Genomic DNA, 19,053 nt, shown 5'->3' on the forward strand with positions numbered 1-19,053 from the left:
CTCCCTGTTATATATTCCACTATAGACTGCCCGGGAAGTTTTGTCAAGCTATAATTGAAAATTGTGGAGAATTTTCGTTATAATTATTACCGTTCGCTCTATTCTTAGTAACGCAGCCAAAACTCATTCCAGATTATCTGTGGTAATAATACATCTTACAGAATAAGCTCTTTAGCAGATTTCTGCTCCTGCCGGCATTTCTTTCTCCGGAACCATGAGGGAGAGATTTCCATCAGCATCTTCTGCACAGAGGATCATTCCTTCACTGAGGATTCCTGCAAGTTTGGCAGGTTTCAAGTTAGTCACTACCATTACTCTCTTGCCAACCATTTCCTCTGCGCTGTAATGTGCTTTAATTCCTGATACAATCTGACGTACCTGGCTTCCGATCTGTACCTGTGAGCAGAGAAGTTTTTTGGATTTCTTTACTTCCTCACAGGAGATGATCTTGCCAACCTGGAACTGAAGTTTTTCAAAATCATCAAATGTGATCTCCGGTTTTGCTTCTATATCAATCACATCTTCTTTTTCCTCTGCTGGCTCTTCTGCTTTTGGCGGATGGAGCTCTGCTACCTTTTCCATTACTTCCTTCAGGTCCAGACGTGCAAAAAGAATCTCAGGTTTCTCAGTTACCTTGTTTCCTGACGGATACAGACCAAATGTATTAAGATCCTCAAGAGTTCTGTCCTCTGCACTTAACTGAGCAAGGATTCTCTCTGTTGTTTCCGGCATAAAGGATTTCAGAAGAGTTGCACCAATGCAGATTCCCTCAACCAGGTTGTAAAGAACTGTTGCAAGGCGGTCTTTCTTCTCCTCATCCTTTGCAAGTGCCCATGGCATTGTCTCGTCAATGTATTTGTTGCAGCGTTTGAAGATTGTAAATACCTCTGTCATCGCATCTGCTACACGAAGCTTGTCCATCTTTTCGTTTACTTTTGCAGGTACGGAGAGAATGAAGTTCTTAAGATCATCATCTACTGGCTCAGCTACACCCTTATTCTCCACAACACCACCGAAGTATTTGTTGGACATGGAAATCGTACGGTTTACAAGGTTTCCAAGAGTATTTGCAAGCTCAGAGTTGAGACGCTCTACCATCAGCTCCCAGGTGATCACACCATCATTCTCAAATGGCATTTCATGAAGCACAAAGTAGCGGACTGCATCTACGCCAAAGAAATCTACCAGTTCATCTGCATAAAGTACATTTCCTTTGGATTTACTCATTTTGCCGTCGCCCTGGAGCAGCCATGGATGGCCAAATACCTGTTTCGGCAGAGGCAGATCCAGTGACATAAGGAAGATAGGCCAGTAAATTGTATGGAAACGGATAATATCTTTACCAATAAGGTGCAGGTCTGCAGGCCACAGCTGTTTGAACTGCTCTGTGCTCTCACCGTCACAGTCATAGCCAATTCCTGTAATATAGTTAGTAAGGGCATCCAGCCATACATATACCACATGCTTCGGATCAAAATCTACCGGGATTCCCCATTTGAAGGATGTTCTGGATACACAGAGATCCTGAAGTCCCGGAAGAAGGAAGTTGTTCATCATTTCGTTCTTACGGGATTCCGGCTGAATGAAATCCGGATGTGTGTTGATATAGTCGATCAGCTTGTCTGCATATTTGCTCATTTTAAAGAAGTATGCTTCCTCTTTTGCAGGCACACAGGGACGTCCACAGTCCGGACATTTGCCGTCTACCAGCTGAGATTCTGTGAAGAAGGATTCACAGGGAGTACAGTACATACCTTCGTAATGTCCCTTGTAGATATCTCCCTTTGCATACATTTTTTTGAAAATTTTCTTAACCTGTTTTTCATGGTCTTCATCTGTGGTACGGATGAATTTATCATAGGAAGTATTCATCAGATCCCAGATCCGTCTAATCTCTGTAGATACGTTGTCTACGAATTCCTTTGGAGTGATTCCTGCTTCTTCTGCTTTTAATTCGATTTTCTGGCCATGCTCATCAGTTCCTGTCTGGAAGAATACATCATAGCCCTGCTGACGTTTATAGCGGGCAATGGCATCGGCAAGAACAACCTCATAGGTATTGCCGATGTGCGGCTTGCCGGAAGTATAAGCTATGGCAGTGGTAATATAATATTTCTGTTTTTCCATTGATCAGTTTCTCCTTTATTTTCAGTACAAATTACAAATCATCATTCTTATTGTATTATAGCGGTTTATGCAGAGATTGTAAACCTCAGTTTTTCAGCGGATATGTATGCTTCTGCTGCTGTAGAGCTGACGCCAGATCATGCGGAAAACCACGGTGGTAAAAGTAATTCCGGCAGACATGCTGGCAGCGAAGAGAAGGGTATAGGTTCCTTCTTTGGAAAAGCCGGCATAGTTTCTGTGCATGAGACAGTTCATGGCACGGTAGAGGGCAGCCCCGGGAATCAGGGGTATGGTGGCAGATACCAGGAATACGGTAACCGGTGTTTTGACTATACGGGCCATCACTTCTGCATAGAGAGTTGTCAGTACCGTGGAAATAAATCCGCAGAAATAGGGGTTTGCATTGATACAGGCAGCTGCCAGATAGGTTGCCCATGACAGAAAACCACCGATAGTGGCAAATATTAATTTTTTCCCTCTGATGTTAAACAGGGCAGCAAAGCCCAGGGAGCCAAAGAGCGCTGCCATTAACTGGATAAATTCCTTCATTGTCTTAGTCCTCTTTTATCCCAATATAAATCCTGCAAAAGTAAAGCCCAGAGCGATCACCAGAGCCAGCAGTATAGATTCCATAAAGCGTATCAGTCCTGTGATAGTGTCCCCGGAAAACATATCCCTCAGGGAATTGGTAAAGGCGATTCCGGGAATCAGAAGCATAATGTTTCCGATGCTGATCAGATCTGCATGATCACCGATTCCGCTGTACACAGCCAGATTTGCCAGAAATCCTCCCACAGTGGAGCAGATCAGGGCTGTGATCAGAGAATTAACGGAACCTTTTTTCACGAAAGCTTCTATAAATTTCAGTAATACGCCGATGATCGCTGAGGCTGCCATATCCTTCCAGTCTCCGCCGAAAAACACAGAAAAGGAGCCTGATACCAAAGCATAGATCAAAAGCTGTATTCCAAAGGAATAATGTGGTCTGTTCTGTATCTGTATCAGCTTTTCCTTTATCGCCTCATGAGTGGGCTTTTCCTGACAGATCTCTCTGGAAAGCTGATTCAGCTGGTCTACCCTGTCCAGATCATTAACCATACCGGAGACCCTGCGAGTCTGGGTGCAGACCCCGAAATCAGCTCCATATATGGTGGTAACAATACTGGAGGTGATGGAAAATACATCTGCCCTCTCCGCCCCGTATGCCAGGCAGATTCTGCGAATGGTATCCTCCACCCTTCCTACCTCTGCACCGCTGACCAGCAGCTGTTCACCAATAGACATGGCACAATATAAATATTCTTCTGCTTCCCTTCGATTCATAGCTCATGCTCTCCTGATTTCTTAGACATCCCCACCCACTGCTTATTGCTTTTCGCAATTGAAGCAGAGGACTTACTTGATTCGGGTCAAGCGGATATTCGCAATCCGCTTCCCTACTTGCTCATAACCGAACTGCTCCGCAGTTCGGTTAAATCATCACAAGCTTCATTATAATAAATCCTCTGGAACAGGTCAAACGGATATTCACAGTAACGCAGCAAAAAGAAATGCCCTTGCAGGAAAAATCCTGCAGGGCATTTTTTACTGTTTTATATAGCCTTCAGATTAGCCGAAGTATCTCTTAAGCAGACCAGCGAATGCTTTTCCGTGTCTAGCCTCATCGCGAGCCATTTCGTGTACTGTATCGTGGATTGCATCCAGATTAGCAGCTTTTGCACGTTTTGCAAGATCTGTCTTTCCTGCTGTTGCACCGTTCTCAGCTTCTACTCTCATTTCCAGGTTCTTCTTTGTGCTGTCTGTAACTACTTCGCCAAGTAATTCAGCGAATTTTGCAGCATGCTCTGCTTCCTCATAAGCAGCTTTCTCATAGTACATACCTACTTCAGGATATCCTTCTCTGTGAGCAACTCTTGCCATTGCCAGATACATACCTACTTCAGAGCACTCACCCTGGAAGTTTGCTCTTAAATCAGCCATGATGTCTTCGCTGGATCCCTGAGCTACGCCTACTACATGCTCTGCAGCCCATGACATTTCAGCATCCTGTTTCACGAATTTGGAAGCCGGTGCTTTACATACTGGACAGGCTTCCGGAGCCTGCTCGCCTTCATAAACATATCCACATACACTACATACCCATTTTGTCATAATTAAGATCTCCTTTTCTTATTTTAATTTGTTTTGGTTACTGTCTTATAGATCACAGTAATATTTATTGTTTCAGAACCTGTCCCCAAAAAATTCAGGCCAGTTCCGGCATTGCCTTCTGTCTTATAAAAAACAGGTGATTTTTACTTTCGTTTTCTTTAATAATAGTAATTGTTACTGTTTTCTATGCACTTAGATTAACATACTCGATAATAAAAGTCAAGTTTTATTTTTATTTTTTTCTTCCGCCGTTTCCTTTTGCATTTCTTTCAGACAATCCTCACAGAGTCCAAAAAATCTGGCGCTGTAGTCTGTGATTTTCCCTCCAAAGTTCTCACCGGCATTGTCCATAATATGATGAATCCCCTCACTTTCCAGATCCATAATCCGGTTGCAGCGGGTACACATAAAATGGCAGTGTCGCTCCGTACATCCGTCGAAATGATCCGCACCGGCAAAGGAGGACAGCTTCTTGATCTCTCCCAGATCTGCCAGCAAAGACAGATTTCTGTACACAGTTCCCAGACTGATATTGGGATAAATCAGCTTCATATTCTCATAAACTACATCAGCCGTAGGATGGTCTGTCCTGGTTTGCAGAAATTCCTTAATAGATTCTCTCTGGCGGCTGTATTTCAAAGTAGCCACAATCTTCCTCCTTTCTGATTATTTACTGTACCAGATAACCAGCACATCATTTACGAAATAAATATATACTAATACACCATTTTCGAAATAACTGCTACCATCCTGTCCGACTGTATCTTTTACAGAAAACAGGATTTTATCTGTTCAATATTAATAATCATTACTGATATTGTTATCATATAATATCGGAGCCTTTTTGTCAAGTTATTTATAAAAAAAGAAACGGAGCCTTTTTTGACTCCGTTTTTTTATCTGCACGTACTTTATTTTGGGAAGCTTAACTGTGTTTCAACTGAAGTCGATTAACCTGATCTGCCAGAGTATTAATTTTGACCTCATTGATCATTATCCTGTTCATCCATGTAGCCGATACGTCCATCTTATTAATAAGGTTCAGATGATTCTCTGCGAGAATAGAAAGATTCCGGTCTGTTATGTTTTCCAGATGCAGCCTGAGATCCGCAAAATTATCTCTGGTCTCTTCCTCAAACCGCTCCTGGCGCTTCTCCATTCTCTCCATCCGAGAATCCAGCCCGTCCATCCTGGCATCCAATCCGTCCATTCGGGAATCCAACCCATCCATACGGGAATCCAGCCCATCCATACGGCTTTCAAGTCCATCCATACGAGTCCCAAGACCTCTGACTTCTGCCAGCACAGCTTCCAGTATTTCTCTATCTGTCACCATTTTTCACCTCCTTATAGCCCGTATCGTTCTTTTGTATAAAAATGATTATACCATCGTCCTCCCAATCCGTCCAGCAAAATCCCCTCATTCTTTACTGTCGTTCATTTTTTCCTCAATGGCCGCACCGACCCGGTTATAAACGGTCACCGCATCCTGAATATGAGGAATATTATTCACTTCACTCCCAGGTGCTCCTGCAGTGACAAAAATATATTCCCTGCCCTCAATCTCCGCAAAGCTTGCCAGACAATGTCCTGCCTCACTGGTATACCCAGTCTTACCGCCAAGTATTTTTCCACCTGTAACCGTGGAATCTGACAGATTTTTAAACATTGTACTGTAGTAAGTAATGCCATCCGGGTGGACATTGGTAATCCCCGTAGAATGCCTGGCAGTCTCAATAATCTCCCGGAACGTATCATTCTTAATACAGTATTTCATCAACACTGCAATATCCTTCACCGTACTGTAATGATCCGGATCATGCAGCCCCGTAGAATCACAGAAATGAGTATCAACCATCCCCAGCTTCTTCGCCTTCTTATTCATCAGCTCCGCAAAATCCGCCTCCGATCCACTGATGGTATCCGCCAACGCAATACAGCACTCCGCACCAGAAGGAAGCATAGCCCCATAAAGCAGATCCATAACCCGAACCTCCTCCCCCGGCTGAAACCCGGCCTGAGTAGCCCCTTCCTCATACAAACCCGCAAACATATCATCCGTCAGCGTAATCTTCTCCTCCAGATCATCCAACTCCTCAATCCCCAGGATCACCGTCATAATCTTCGTCATAGAAGCCGGATAAATCCGCTCCTCCCCATTAATCTCCCCCAGGATCTTCCCACCCCGCGCCTGCATCAAAACAGCATCAGGACTATTGATCCCGGTAATATCCACCTCCCTCAAAACCGGCTGTTCAAACTGCGCAAACCACTCCTTCACACCCTTATCCCAGCCAACCATAATCACCATGGCACAGATCACAATAACCTCCACAAACACGCAAAGCACAATCCTCCCCAGATTCGTCCCCCTGCGACTCCGGCCACTCCCAGATCTCCTCTTCCGACTCCGCTTCCTGTCTCTCACTACCAACACACTCCCCTCCCAACATTCCAAATATTACTGTTCGCTCCATTCCCAGCAACACGCTTCGCGATGCAGGAAATATGAACCTCCTTATGCAAAGCCCAAGGAGTATCGTTTGCTTCGCAAACTTAATACTTGTATAACTATACCACACCACCCCCACCCCCTGTAACCCCATATTACTACATCTCTTCCCCCATCCACACCTATTCCCCTCTATCCCATCCACATTATCTCCCCCATACCCGCCCCAACAAACTCACGATGGCGCAGCCAAAGCTGCGCCGAGCCCTCCCCCTTCATGCCCTTTGTGATGCGCAGCGCGGGGAAATGTTTGTGTCCGGACATATCTGCAGGCGTCGTCGTAACTCTTAGCTCTCGGAAATTTGCGTTATGGCAGAAAAATTCACTGTCTGAGCCCAAAAGGCGAGTTTGAATTTTTCTGCCATGCTTTTAGCAAATTCCCGAGAGCTAAGAGTTACAGACACCGAAGCCGTGTCCGGACACAAACATTTCCCCGCGCGTCCCCTTCACCAAAAAAATCCCCCCAGAGTCTTAAACTCCGAGGGGATTTCCCAAAATACATTTATTGTGCTAACTTTATAGGATTGATCTTCACACCAGGTCCCATAGTAGGAGCAATAACAACGCTCTTTAAATACTGACCCTTCAGTGTGCTAGGTCTAGCCTTAACGATAGCATCGATCAGCGTCTGGAAGTTGTCGCTTAACTGTTCTTCTGTAAAGGATGCTTTACCAACCGGAACATGAATAATGTTGGTTTTATCAAGACGGTACTCAATCTTACCAGCTTTGATATCGTGAACTGCTTTAGTAACATCCATAGTTACTGTACCAGCTTTAGGGTTAGGCATTAAACCTTTCGGTCCAAGTACACGACCAAGACGACCTACAACACCCATCATATCTGGAGTTGCAACAACAACGTCAAAGTCTAACCATCCTTCGTTCTGGATCTTCGGAATCAGGTCCTCAGCTCCAACGAATTCAGCACCTGCTGCTTTTGCTTCTTCAGCTTTAGCATCTTTAGCGAATACTAAAACACGAACCTTCTTACCAGTACCATGAGGCAGAACAACTGCACCACGGATCTGCTGGTCTGCATGACGTCCATCGCAGCCTGTACGGATATGAACTTCGATAGTTTCGTCAAATTTAGCAACTGCAGCTTTTTTAACTAAGCTGATAGCTTCTGCGGTATCATATAATGTAGCGCGGTCTACTGCTTTCGCAGCTTCCACGTATTTCTTTCCTCGTTTCATTTCTATAACCTCCTGTGGTATTTGCGGGGAATGCCCTCCCACTTACTATTTAATATTAAAATTAATCAACTACTTCGATTCCCATACTTCTTGCAGTACCAGCGATCATGCTCATAGCTGCTTCGAGGGATGCTGCATTTAAGTCTTTCATCTTAAGTTCAGCGATTTCCTGAACCTGAGCCTTGGTAACCTTAGCAACTTTTGTTTTGTTCGGTACGCCGGAACCGGATTTGATGTTTGCAGCTTTCTTAAGAAGAACTGCAGCCGGCGGAGTTTTGGTTATGAAGCTGAAACTTCTGTCTGCATAAACAGTGATAACTACAGGAATGATTAAATCTCCCTGATCTGCTGTTCTTGCATTGAACTCTTTTGTAAACTGAACGATATTAACACCGTGCTGTCCAAGAGCCGGACCTACAGGTGGTGCTGGAGTTGCTTTACCAGCCGGAATCTGTAATTTGATATATCCTGTTACTTTCTTTGCCATTTTCGGCACCTCCTATGTGGTATTGGCGGGGGTTATGTCCCTCCCACGATATTGTGTTACCTTTAATTTGTTACATCTGTTTGATTTCTGCGAAACTAATTTCTACCGGCGTTTCGCGGCCAAAAAGTTCAACATTGATTGTTGCTGTCTGCTTCTGCATATTCATGCCAGTGATGACACCAACAGTATCCTTCCAGGCACCGCCGGTGACAACAACTGTATCGCCTTCAGCGAAATCCACCTGGACATTGTCCTTCTGAATTCCAAGAGGAAGCATTTCCTCCTCTGTTAACGGTACCGGCTTGGATCCCGGTCCAACGAAGCCCGTCACACCTCTGGTGTTGCGGACAACATACCATGTATCGTCATTCATCACCATATTGAGAAGCACATAGCCCGGAAACATCTTTCTCTGCACCTGTTTCATGACGCCGTTCTTCAGCTCTGAAACCTCTTCCAGCGGAACACGAACTTCAAGGATCTGATCCTCCAGGTGTCTGTTTTCGATGGTTTTTTCAATATCGACTTTAACTTTGTTCTCATACCCGGAATAGGTATGAACAACATACCATTTCGCTTCTGACATACAATCACCTTATCCTTATTTCATTAAAAGATTAATGCCTTCGAGAATAAACGAATCCATTACGCTGATCAGTACGCAAAGCACGATTGAAACACAAACTACTACAATAGTCTGCTTGATCAGTTCATTGCGGTCTGTCCAGACAATCTTTTTGAATTCTGATTGAAGTCCCTGAAACCAACTCTTCTTCTGACTTTTGTCAGCAGATTTTCCATTTCCTTGCATAGTCTGACCTCACAATTCTCTGTGAGTAACTGTGTCATCCAGTTACCTGTGGATTACTTTGTTTCCTTATGCAGAGTGTGTTTGCGGCAGAACTTACAATATTTCTGAGTTTCCATTCTCTCAGGATGGTTCTTTTTCTCCTTAGTCATATTGTAGTTACGCTGCTTGCACTCGGTACATGCTAATGTAATCTTAACGCGCACAACTTCCACCTCCAGTGTTTTCATTTGCATGGTCATTTCTCTATTCCCCAAACCGCTGAGGACGCGGTTTTATAATGTATCCGTCATCACTTTCGGGCATAAAAAAAAGACCTAACTTCCATGTCGCTCGTCAAGTTTATCACATAATGGGCATGGAAGTCAAGCCTTTTTCATAAATTAATCCTTGATTATTCCTTAATATGCCAGGTTCCTTTTCCTGTTCTTTTTACCTCATAAAGCTCCTTATCTGCTCTGGCATACAGTTCTTGAAACGAGGTCTCACTCCTGCCTGCCAGGATGATTCCCATAGATGCAGTGATGGACACAGACTGGATGCCATCGCTGTAGGTCAGATGCAGACGCCCGGAAAGCCCCTCTGCAAAGGACTCTACTTCCCGTTCCGGCAGATTCTGGAGGAACAGAACGAACTCATCTCCTCCCAGGCGGCAAATCACATCCCGGGGTCTGCAGTCGTTCTTCATAATCTTTGCCACATCCTGGAGTGCTTTATCCCCCCACATATGTCCCAGCTTATCATTCAGGCTTTTAAAATTATCCAGATCCACGATCATAAACGCATGCACCCGCCCCACTCCCGGGGAAGTCAGCAGAATCTGCTCAATCTGCTCAATACCGGCAGCCCGGCGCAGTACTCCTGTAAGAGGATCCGACTCATTCATGGTAATATCTTCAATAGAACCTACCATACGGGCCACATTTCCCGTATTATCAAAAATATTGGTGGTCAGTACATGCAGATACCGTTTTCTGCCCCCTGACCACAGAACAAACTTATGCTCAAAGTTAGGCAGTTTATCATCAATGCTTTTTATTATCACTTCAATCTCTGCACAGGTACTTGGATTGATCTCCTGGATTTTCTTCATCAGCACAGGAATACTCAGCTGTGCCTGTCCCAGTCCCAGCTCCTTATATTTTTCATTAAGAAACTGTATCAGTCCGGTTTCCACATCATAAGTAAAGATGCAGACGTCATTATTCCTTGCTGTAACTCTGTAAGTCTCCTCACTAAGCTCCAGACGCTTGTTCAGATTCTTGATGTAGATCCTGTCATCACGGATCATCCGCAGATATATCCACACAACCACCAGAACCGCCATGATCAGCTGAAAAATCAGAAGGTACAGATATTTCTGATAATAGGTACTGGTCTCCAGAACTGTTTTCTCCTTCATGACAGTGACCACATTCAGCTTCTGGCCATTGGCCTGGACAATGGCATATTCCCTTGCCACATCATCCTCTGTTTTCGCTGCACTGAAACACACCTTCATATTCTGACTAACCCTGAATCTGATATTTTTCAGTTTTACACTGAGCTCTCTGCCGGAAAGATCCGTATACAGGTTATCACCGGAAACTCCTTCATAATCCTGCTTTACAATATAGGTACCATCCTTATCTGTCACATAGAGATCTCTGCGCTCCCTATCCTCTTCAGAATCTGTAAAAATATTCAGGCTGTCCGGAGATAAAACTCCACAGATCACACCCTTGATCTGATCACTGTTGTCATAAACCGGAACTGACAGAACCACACCGCTTTTATAAGTAGAACCATTTTTTCCGATTCCACGGTTTCCTGCCAGGCTGTCCTTAAAATACTGCTGGTTCTTCCAGCTACCGGTAAATTCAGGATTTTTCCCCTCCAGATTCAATGCACGGATATAAATAAAGTTTGTATCTTTTGTTGGGAAATTCCGTCCGATCTTTTTCTGGGTTTCCTGGCTGTTCATGGGAAGATTCTGTACAAACCTGGCTACATTCTCCAAGGTATCATAATATCTGTCCATTTTATATTGAAGCAGCCGGGCATTCTGCTGTGTCCATTCAGCTACGGACTCTCTGGTCTTATTCTTCTCCCCCCGTTTCAACGTTGCATTAAAGCAGGCCAGAGCACCGGTGCAGACTGCTATTGCCAGCAAAATAGCCACCAACAGCACCCTTGCTCTTTTTTTCTTGTTATACGGCTTCTTCACAATGCTTCCTTTCCTTCACACTCTGTGAGATAAGTATGCCCTTAAAAATAATCATAGCCTCCATGGATGTCTACAATACTTCCATTCATATAATGATTTGTCAGGATACTGTAAGCCATATCCGCCACATCCTTAATCTCGCCAAAACGGTGAAGCGCGATCTTGCGGTTAATGCGGTCGTAGCTCTCCTGGGTACGGTTCTCATGCCATGGCGTCTGAATAAATCCCGGTGCTATGGCATTGACCGTGATTCCTTTTGGCTCAAATTCCTTTACCAGTGATTTAGTAAGGAAATGAATGGCTGCCTTGGTCACTCCATATACTACAGATGAAGAATATGCCTGCCGTCCTGCGTAAGAACCCATAAAAAGGACACTACCGCCCTCTGTCATCACCGGCATAAATTCCTTGATCATAAATACCGGTATAGACAGATTGGTATTTACAATATGGTTCCATTCTTCAAAGGTATAGTCCTGAAATTTGTCATAGGTGCTGATTCCCGCATTGCTGATGAGCCAGTCTACATGTCCTGCACGGTTCTTCACCTCCTGCACGAAAGCCATCATATCCTCATAGGAAGACATATCAGCCTTCAAAATGATCAGTTTTTCCTGATCCTCCGGGCTCAAGCTCTCCCAGAATGCATTAGCCTTCCCGGCATTATGGGCATATGTGGCAAAGATCAGATCATCCCTGTCAGCATTTGCCAGTACCTTTTCCACAATCCCCCGTCCAATCCCGGAGGTACCTCCTGTAATTACAGTTACTCTATTCATAACGTATCTATCCTCTATTCTAACTCTGTCAATCTGATTGACACCCGTGCCGTTATATCCCCGGATTCCGGCAGCTTACAGTGCCATCAGATGATCATACACACTTTTCGGCGCATATGGCTGCTGGTTATGGATCGGCTCACCCAGACAGGTCTTTGGATAAGCGAAGGTTCCGTGCTCCAGCATAACTTCCAGAAGCTTTGGTCCCGGTCCCTCCATAAACTGCAGGGCCTCCTCTTTTACATCCTCACAATGCATACGGCAGGAAGGGATTCCATATGCTGCTGCCACCTTTGAAAAATCGCAGGATGCAAATCCGCATCCATCTGTAGTTCCTGCAAAAAGACAGTCAAAGTAATCTCTCTGAAGATGGCGTATCATACCAAGTGCTTCATTATTCATCACCATAATTTTCACCGGCAGATTTTCACGTTTTACCCATTCCAGCTCCTGGATATTCATCTGAAAAGCTCCGTCCCCACAGATGCAGGCAGTTGGTTTCCCGGTGGCATAGTAAGCTCCGATGGCTGCTGGAAGAGCATAGCCCATGGCTCCATGTCCGCCGGAAAAAAGCAATTTCTGGCCTTCACGGTTTTTGAAGGACTGATAACTCCACACCATATGCTGTCCTACATCCACTGCGATGGCACCTGTGTCACTGAGCATATCACTGAGCTCCCCAATCATGCGGTTAGGATATCTCTCAGGAAGGGCATCATCCACTGCCTGGAGATTCTCCTTGATCTCACTGCATACCACCATCCAGTCGCTGATACCCTCCTGCTCCCTGCAGGGCACTTTATCCAATGCCTGGATCAGGGTACCTGTTTCCGCCAGGATCTTGATCTCATTTTCTCCATTTTCGTGAATATTCCTCTGAAGATTGTAGGGGTCAAGGTCTACACGGATGATCTTGGCGCCTTTTGCAAATTCATTCACTTTGGTACCAATCTGCCTGGTACACAGAGAAATGCCGAAACACAGAAGCAGATCACTCTTGGCATTGGCGATCATGTTTGCATATCTGTGGCCATAGGCCCCTCCGATACACCCAAAATTCTGGGGATCATCATAAGCCAGAACCGACTTGGCAAGTACACTGGTAATAATCGGGATCTGACGGCTTCTTGCAAAACGGATCAGCTTTTGCTGGCTGACAGCACTGTCTACCCCATGTCCCAGCATGATCACCGGCCGTCTGGCCTGTTCCAGTTCATCACAGATTACACGAACTGCCTCATCTGTACCATGCAGAATGTGTGCAGAAGCAGTTTCCACTTCCTCTTCCATCCCAACACCACAGATATCCTCTTCAAACTCCATGTCATAAACAGGATTCTCCACTTCTCCTCGCTGGATATTCATAGGCAGATCAATAAGCACCGGTCCTCTCCGTCCCGTAGTCGCAATATGATAGGCCTTGTTCAGCTCTGTCACAATATCCTCCGCATTGCGGATCTGTACTGCATATTTTGTAATAGGCTTTGCCATAGCTACAATATCTGTCTCCTGGAACCCCTGCTGACGCAGACCCTTGATTCCGGAATATTCATAGGTATTCAGCTGTCCTGTAAGGAAAATCACAGGAAGAGAATCATAATAAGCATCCGCCACACCACTGAGGAGATTCACGGCACCCGGGCCGCTGGTAGCGTAAGCACAGGCACATTCCTCCTTTGCCTGGGCATAACCACAGGCTGCAAAAGCAGCTCCCTGCTCATTGTAGCTGGAATGGTTCTCTGTATCCGGATTTCTCTCTATAGAATCCACCAGATGGGCGATCATTGTTCCCTGATAGCCGAAAAAATGACGGATTCCTTTTTTCTGTAAAAATGCAACAACATAATCTGAAAGCTTCATAGTTTCCTCCGTTATCTGCTTCAATCTTCTGCTTTATATGATCATTCCGATCTCTTCTCTCTGAACATTCCTGCCTGTTTTCTCCAGTACATCCGTATAAATATCCAGTATCTCTATATCCTCTGCACAGATTTCACCCTTCTCCAGGCTTTTCTGCATCATCTGATAGTATGGACGGAATACCTTCTCCAGAGTCATATAATCCTCATTCTTGTATAGATTTCTGATGTAATCCTTTCGCTTCACATAAGAAAGTCCCAGGTTCATCCTTTCTCCGCAAAATTCTACATAATCCCAGCACTGATTAAAATATGCTTTCATGCCTTTGCTTTTACCCAGTCTGGAGAGATTTTTCTGCCGTTCCCTGCAGTATTTCTCAAAATCCGTACTGTCCTTCCAGAACTGCATATAGCTGACTCTGGCGCTGACTACCAGACGGGCAGGAACCATATAACGGGGTTCTGTCATATTTCGCCAGCCTTTTCCATAACTTATATTCAGATAGGTCTCCACATCCCCGGGAGCAGGAAAGGATTCCCCCTCCAGCACAACCTGACGGGTATTTTCAAAAACAGCAGAGGGATAACTGTGACTTTTTCTGCCATTCATCAAGGTATATACCTCTGTGGGATTCTCCTGCTGCTTCTTGCATAAACCATTGTAGATTCCTGCTGCCACCTGATTTCTGCCCTCAATTGCACACAGAAATTTCATCCAGGCCTTGCTCCAGGTAAATTCCCTATCCCCGACTGCATTGCCCGGTGCATGGAGCTGGCGCCACTCTGCTTCTTTTTTTATCAGACGGTTCTCCCTGTGCTCAGAAGCTGCCGGGATCCGCAGAGGCAGAATATTGATTCCCAATCCCAGATAAGCATAATCTCTGGTTCTGTCCAGATCAATGCATACTGTACTGGTGTTCTCATATCTCAGATAAAAGCCCGGAAAATATTTGTGGGTTTTCATAGATTCCAGCGCCCGGTGTTCTGCCGGATCCTCTTCCACCACCTGACAGAACCGCTCCATATCCGGAACCCGCATAAGCACAGCTCCTGACTGGGGATTCTGAGGAAAATTACCTCCCTGCACAGCGCACCAGGTAAGGCGAGGGGAAAGATAGTATTTTATATTATGCTTCCGGCAGATCTCATCTACCTCTTTCAACAGCGAAAAAATCACTTTTTGCTTTTTGTTCAACTTTATACAGCCTTTCTTTTATGGATTAATAATGTATTCAGCAGCCCCTGTTATCTACACCAGACGGGCTGCCAGTGCCTGTATCTCCTCCAAGCTTCCGTATTTACCCAGCCAGCTGTTCATTGCAGGCAGCATGTCTGCATTCTTTCCAAAATTACGGATCTGGCGGCTTCCATTATCCAGATCACTGATAATGATCCGGTACAGCTCTGTTTTCAGATAAGGCGGAACTGTATATTCCAATGCTTTCCTATAATTTTCAAAAGCTTCTCTGGTCTGTCCCTGTTTGCTGCGGATATCTCCCACCAGCTTATACACATAAGGCTTTTCCTCCTTATGAATCTGGCGGCTCCGCACCTTCTCAGCCAGCCATTCCAGCTCACTTTCCTCGCTGATGCATGCCAAATCTGCCCTGAGTGTAGCAAGCTCTCCTGGATACCCCAGACGTTTCCAGGCTTTCGCCAATGCTTTCCTGTACCCTGGATTCTGCTCTTTTTTATCACCGGTACCCATAGGCACCTCTGTTTTTTCCAGGATTTCCCTGATCAGCTTCTCAATCTGGCTCTGGGTACGGACACAGGAAATCTTTGCCAGATACCAGCCGGCACGGATATCTTCATCCTCAGGCATGATCTTCTGCCACATTTCCATGGTCTGCAGAGCTTCTGTCCGCTGTCTGCTGCCGATCATTTCCTCACAATTCCTGAGTATCTTCCCTTTATAAGGCCGGAACAATTTGTCCATTTCCAGCCACACAAATCCGTTGGCAGTATTCTCCTTCACTCTGGCATAAAGCTGTAAAGCCTTCTGTCCGTTTCCCTTCATCCACAGGATGTCTGCCAGATACTTCATAAAATATCCATCCTCCGGAAAAAACCGCAAGGCTTTCTCCAGAAACTGCTCTGCCTCCTGCAGGTTCTCCCCTGTCTTTTCCATCAGAAGCCTGCATTTAAGCTTCATCAGACCGGGATGACCGGGATATTTTTCCAGAAGCTCCTCACAAAGCTTCCTGCATTCATCCATATGCCCTACTTCATAATGCTCCAGACCTTTGCGAAACAGGAGGATATCTGTTTTCAGACTCTCCATCTCTCCTGTGAGATGGTCTGCCTTTTCCCTGATTTCCAGCATACGAAAGGCTTTGGAAATCCGTTCTGTATAAAAGAGGGTTTTTACTGCTGCCAGGAACACCTCATCCGGAATATCCACCAGCACCGGATGATAATATGCATAAATATGGTCAAAATCCTCCCTGCCAATAAAATCAGGGCTAAGCTGTGCCTTATAATATGCAACAAAAAGATTTCCCAGTTTCCGATAGGCACCCTTTTCCATCAGTTCCTGCAGATTCAGTCCGGATTCCCGGATGGCTTCCCCGAGATCTGCTGCCACACAGCCAGCCTTGTATTCCAGACCTTTGTGGCTGACCCTGTGATTCTCTCTGGCAATACGCATATTGTACAGCTTCTGTCTGATAGCATTTCTGTTCAGTCTACCCCTGTTCACACCAGACATGTAATCCTCCCGGAATTCCTTATAGGTAGCCCCTTCCACGCACACAGTCCGGTGTCCCTCACGTTCTGCATATGCCGGCATATAAGACCACTCATCTCCATAATACTGAGTCAGATATTCACTGCAGTGATTGGGGATCATTACCTTCAGCCCCTGAAAAGTCCCCTCTTTTGCCGGAAAAAAGGTCTCTTTGTCAAAGAGAGAGGGACAGCCTGCCCAACCCATGGCATAACGGTCGCAATCCTCCTCTTTGTAGGAAAACATAAGCTTCTCCAGCTTGCTCAGTGTTCTGTCTTTGCCCAGAAAAAGATAGGCATACAAATATTTCCGATACAAGGAAACAGGGATCTCCCATCTGTCACTATAGCTTGCCGAAATATTCAAAAGATCTGAATAGATCATAAAATATGTCCGGTATTTCTCATATTCTCTGTCATCGGAAGGGATAGGATCCAGTGTAAATACATCGATCACCTCTCCCGCCACATCTTTGCCTGCGATCTGGCTTCTGTGGATCGCACAGGTATCTGCCGATGCATATCTGGAATAGGAATTGGTATAATGTCTGTCTGCCTGTGAGCACTGGATGGCTCTCTCCGGCGGCAGATCTCTTTTACAGATCTCTACAAATTTCTCCCAGTCCGGTCTGGGCATATACAGATCTATGGCATCGTCCCAGGGCACAAATCCCTCATGGCGCAGGGCTCCGATCAGGGAACCTCCTGCCAGAACATACCTCAGATCATGTTCTCTGCAGATTTCATCAACCTCCTGAAGAAGCTTCAGGAGATATTTTTGTTTTTCTGTCATGAATTATCCTTTCTGATTGATCGTCTCCAGTATTTCCATCAATTTCACTGACTCATCATAAAAAAGTCTGGTGCATTCTGTTCTCTTGTCTCTGATCATAATCATCAGCTCCTGAAGGAGATAACGGAAACCATTTCCCTCGAAGTTAAAGCTATATCGTTTCAGGAATTCCTTTCCTGCAATATTTGCCTCAAAATATCCCGTATTCCACCAGTCATTGGGTACAGTAACTCTTCCGTTACTTCCAATGATCACCAGTTCATCCTCCACATCCACAGTGGTTCCGATCTCAATGGTAGCCAGCGCTGTTTTATATTTCATGGTGATCATATCATATACAAAATCTCCATTCCTGTCAGTCACTGCATTGGTATTGACCTCCAGACAATCCTTTCCCAACAGCTTGACCACTACACAGATTGCATGGATCACAGTCTCATTAAAAGGCTTTCCTCCCTCAAAATCATCCTGGGAAATGGCACATTTCACACTGACCAGATCACCCACCAGGTTACTGTGTACCAGCCATACCAGCTGATTGAATGCCCTAAGATATACTAAGGTCAGCCGTTCGATCAACACCACATGATTATCTCTTGCCATCTGGAAAAGGGTACGCAGCTTATCCGGTGAAAGAACAGCCGGACTGTCACTGATCACATATTTTCCTTTCTCAATGGCTTTCCTGATATATTCTTCCCTGTCTTTCTGCCTGCATTTGATATACACAATATCCACATCTGACAGGAACTCCTCATAATCATTCCACCAGGAGTCCAGTTCATACTTATCACAAAAATCCCTGGCAACCTCCTCTGTCTCTGAGAATACTCTCTCTACATGGACACCACTGACATATTTGGACTCCTGTACAAAGCCATTGTCCTGAATATCATCGGTGACAATTCCCATATTAAAGATGATCCCTTCACTTCTCAGCTTGGTACTGGAAATATTCTTGGTACGCTCTAGGTATACCACATCGCAGTAATTTTTCAGATAATCGAATTTTCCTCTCCAGTCAGAACCAACTACCAGAACATCAATATCATATTTAATGATGTCGCTGACCTTCTGGCCCTGATATTCTTCAATAATAATCTCATCAGCCAGGCCGGTCCTGCGTACATTTTCGATTCTCTTGATCAGACTGTCCCTCACATTAAGCTTCCCTCGCTCAATATCAAAGCTCTCGCTGGTAACACCTACGATCAGGTAATCCCCCAAAGCCTTCGCTCTTTTGATAATATTGTAATGACCCTTGTGAAACAGATCAAAGGTACCATATGTGATTACTTTTTTCATAATATAACCCCGCACTCTCCCTGTTATGCCTCTTCCGGCACTGTCCATCCGGAGGCAAACCATACTAATTTAACTCTAACATCTTTTTTGATTATAGCATA

The 19,053-nt window shown here is 45.0% G+C and carries 18 protein-coding genes; all 18 read right to left on the reverse strand.

Annotated features, from left to right (window positions below):
• Window positions 1-171: 171 nt before the first annotated feature.
• The 18 genes from metG to H8Z82_RS04190 all read right to left on the reverse strand — a co-directional run bounded on the left by metG (window position 172) and on the right by H8Z82_RS04190 (window position 18,952).
• Window positions 172-2,127, reverse strand: a complete 1,956-nt coding sequence (gene metG / locus H8Z82_RS04105) for a methionine--tRNA ligase (protein WP_019163238.1) — start codon at window positions 2,125-2,127, stop codon at window positions 172-174.
• Between the two features lie 93 nt (window positions 2,128-2,220).
• Window positions 2,221-2,676 carry a threonine/serine exporter family protein gene (locus tag H8Z82_RS04110; RefSeq protein WP_019163239.1) on the reverse strand — a complete coding sequence of 152 codons (456 nt, stop codon included), beginning with the start codon at window positions 2,674-2,676 and terminating at the stop codon, window positions 2,221-2,223.
• A gap of 15 nt (window positions 2,677-2,691) precedes the next feature.
• The gene (locus tag H8Z82_RS04115) at window positions 2,692-3,450 is read right to left on the reverse strand and encodes a threonine/serine exporter family protein (RefSeq protein ID WP_186994350.1); all 759 of its coding nucleotides are present in this window, start codon (window positions 3,448-3,450) and stop codon (window positions 2,692-2,694) included.
• Between the two features lie 285 nt (window positions 3,451-3,735).
• The gene (locus H8Z82_RS04120; RefSeq protein WP_186994351.1) at window positions 3,736-4,278 is read right to left on the reverse strand and encodes an NADH peroxidase; all 543 of its coding nucleotides are present in this window, start codon (window positions 4,276-4,278) and stop codon (window positions 3,736-3,738) included.
• 219 nt (window positions 4,279-4,497) lie between these two features.
• Complete coding sequence (locus H8Z82_RS04125; protein ID WP_186994352.1) at window positions 4,498-4,926, reverse strand: Fur family transcriptional regulator; 429 nt, start codon at window positions 4,924-4,926, stop codon at window positions 4,498-4,500.
• Window positions 4,927-5,203: 277 nt separating this feature from the next.
• Window positions 5,204-5,614: a hypothetical protein gene (locus H8Z82_RS04130; RefSeq protein ID WP_186994353.1), complete on the reverse strand. Its 411-nt coding sequence runs from the start codon at window positions 5,612-5,614 to the stop codon at window positions 5,204-5,206.
• A gap of 84 nt (window positions 5,615-5,698) precedes the next feature.
• Window positions 5,699-6,628, reverse strand: a complete 930-nt coding sequence (locus H8Z82_RS04135) for a D-alanyl-D-alanine carboxypeptidase family protein (RefSeq protein ID WP_330607848.1) — start codon at window positions 6,626-6,628, stop codon at window positions 5,699-5,701.
• 664 nt (window positions 6,629-7,292) lie between these two features.
• A complete protein-coding gene (gene rplA, locus H8Z82_RS04140) occupies window positions 7,293-7,988 on the reverse strand; it encodes a 50S ribosomal protein L1 (protein WP_019163247.1) in 696 nt (231 codons plus the stop codon).
• A gap of 61 nt (window positions 7,989-8,049) precedes the next feature.
• The gene (gene rplK, locus H8Z82_RS04145; RefSeq protein ID WP_015540664.1) at window positions 8,050-8,475 is read right to left on the reverse strand and encodes a 50S ribosomal protein L11; all 426 of its coding nucleotides are present in this window, start codon (window positions 8,473-8,475) and stop codon (window positions 8,050-8,052) included.
• A gap of 70 nt (window positions 8,476-8,545) precedes the next feature.
• Complete coding sequence (gene nusG / locus H8Z82_RS04150) at window positions 8,546-9,061, reverse strand: transcription termination/antitermination protein NusG (RefSeq protein ID WP_019163248.1); 516 nt, start codon at window positions 9,059-9,061, stop codon at window positions 8,546-8,548.
• A 15-nt stretch (window positions 9,062-9,076) separates the two neighbouring features.
• Window positions 9,077-9,286 (reverse strand): preprotein translocase subunit SecE, encoded by a 210-nt coding sequence (secE, locus tag H8Z82_RS04155; protein ID WP_019163249.1) that lies wholly within the window; start codon window positions 9,284-9,286, stop codon window positions 9,077-9,079.
• Between the two features lie 53 nt (window positions 9,287-9,339).
• Window positions 9,340-9,489, reverse strand: coding sequence for a 50S ribosomal protein L33 (gene rpmG / locus H8Z82_RS04160; protein WP_025578252.1), 150 nt, complete (start codon window positions 9,487-9,489; stop codon window positions 9,340-9,342).
• Between the two features lie 188 nt (window positions 9,490-9,677).
• The gene (locus H8Z82_RS17695) at window positions 9,678-11,489 is read right to left on the reverse strand and encodes a sensor domain-containing diguanylate cyclase (protein ID WP_186994354.1); all 1,812 of its coding nucleotides are present in this window, start codon (window positions 11,487-11,489) and stop codon (window positions 9,678-9,680) included.
• Window positions 11,490-11,530: 41 nt separating this feature from the next.
• A complete protein-coding gene (locus H8Z82_RS04170; RefSeq protein WP_019163252.1) occupies window positions 11,531-12,268 on the reverse strand; it encodes an SDR family NAD(P)-dependent oxidoreductase in 738 nt (245 codons plus the stop codon).
• A 75-nt stretch (window positions 12,269-12,343) separates the two neighbouring features.
• On the reverse strand, window positions 12,344-14,152 hold the full coding sequence (locus H8Z82_RS04175) for a thiamine pyrophosphate-binding protein (protein ID WP_243176389.1): 1,809 nt from the start codon (window positions 14,150-14,152) through the stop codon (window positions 12,344-12,346).
• 9 nt (window positions 14,153-14,161) lie between these two features.
• Entirely contained in the window at window positions 14,162-15,322 is a 1,161-nt protein-coding gene (locus H8Z82_RS04180; RefSeq protein ID WP_186994355.1) for a LicD family protein, read from the reverse strand.
• A 54-nt stretch (window positions 15,323-15,376) separates the two neighbouring features.
• On the reverse strand, window positions 15,377-17,647 hold the full coding sequence (locus H8Z82_RS04185; RefSeq protein ID WP_186994356.1) for a LicD family protein: 2,271 nt from the start codon (window positions 17,645-17,647) through the stop codon (window positions 15,377-15,379).
• Between the two features lie 3 nt (window positions 17,648-17,650).
• The gene (locus H8Z82_RS04190; protein ID WP_186994357.1) at window positions 17,651-18,952 is read right to left on the reverse strand and encodes an adenylyltransferase/cytidyltransferase family protein; all 1,302 of its coding nucleotides are present in this window, start codon (window positions 18,950-18,952) and stop codon (window positions 17,651-17,653) included.
• Between the last annotated feature and the right edge of the window lie 101 nt (window positions 18,953-19,053).

This window comes from Blautia difficilis (assembly GCF_014297245.1).
GTDB classification, from domain to species: domain Bacteria; phylum Bacillota; class Clostridia; order Lachnospirales; family Lachnospiraceae; genus Blautia_A; species Blautia_A difficilis.

What these genes read in the sequence shown, in the direction of transcription:
- metG (WP_019163238.1), bottom strand. Translation starts at nt 2,127, where the DNA reads ATGGAAAAACAGAAATATTATATTACCACTGCCATAGCTTATACTTCC.
- H8Z82_RS04110 (WP_019163239.1), bottom strand. Translation starts at nt 2,676, where the DNA reads ATGAAGGAATTTATCCAGTTAATGGCAGCGCTCTTTGGCTCCCTGGGC.
- H8Z82_RS04115 (WP_186994350.1), bottom strand. Translation starts at nt 3,450, where the DNA reads ATGAATCGAAGGGAAGCAGAAGAATATTTATATTGTGCCATGTCTATT.
- H8Z82_RS04120 (WP_186994351.1), bottom strand. Translation starts at nt 4,278, where the DNA reads ATGACAAAATGGGTATGTAGTGTATGTGGATATGTTTATGAAGGCGAG.
- H8Z82_RS04130 (WP_186994353.1), bottom strand. Translation starts at nt 5,614, where the DNA reads ATGGTGACAGATAGAGAAATACTGGAAGCTGTGCTGGCAGAAGTCAGA.
- rplA (WP_019163247.1), bottom strand. Translation starts at nt 7,988, where the DNA reads ATGAAACGAGGAAAGAAATACGTGGAAGCTGCGAAAGCAGTAGACCGC.
- rplK (WP_015540664.1), bottom strand. Translation starts at nt 8,475, where the DNA reads ATGGCAAAGAAAGTAACAGGATATATCAAATTACAGATTCCGGCTGGT.
- nusG (WP_019163248.1), bottom strand. Translation starts at nt 9,061, where the DNA reads ATGTCAGAAGCGAAATGGTATGTTGTTCATACCTATTCCGGGTATGAG.
- secE (WP_019163249.1), bottom strand. Translation starts at nt 9,286, where the DNA reads ATGCAAGGAAATGGAAAATCTGCTGACAAAAGTCAGAAGAAGAGTTGG.
- H8Z82_RS04170 (WP_019163252.1), bottom strand. Translation starts at nt 12,268, where the DNA reads ATGAATAGAGTAACTGTAATTACAGGAGGTACCTCCGGGATTGGACGG.
- H8Z82_RS04185 (WP_186994356.1), bottom strand. Translation starts at nt 17,647, where the DNA reads ATGACAGAAAAACAAAAATATCTCCTGAAGCTTCTTCAGGAGGTTGAT.
- H8Z82_RS04190 (WP_186994357.1), bottom strand. Translation starts at nt 18,952, where the DNA reads ATGAAAAAAGTAATCACATATGGTACCTTTGATCTGTTTCACAAGGGT.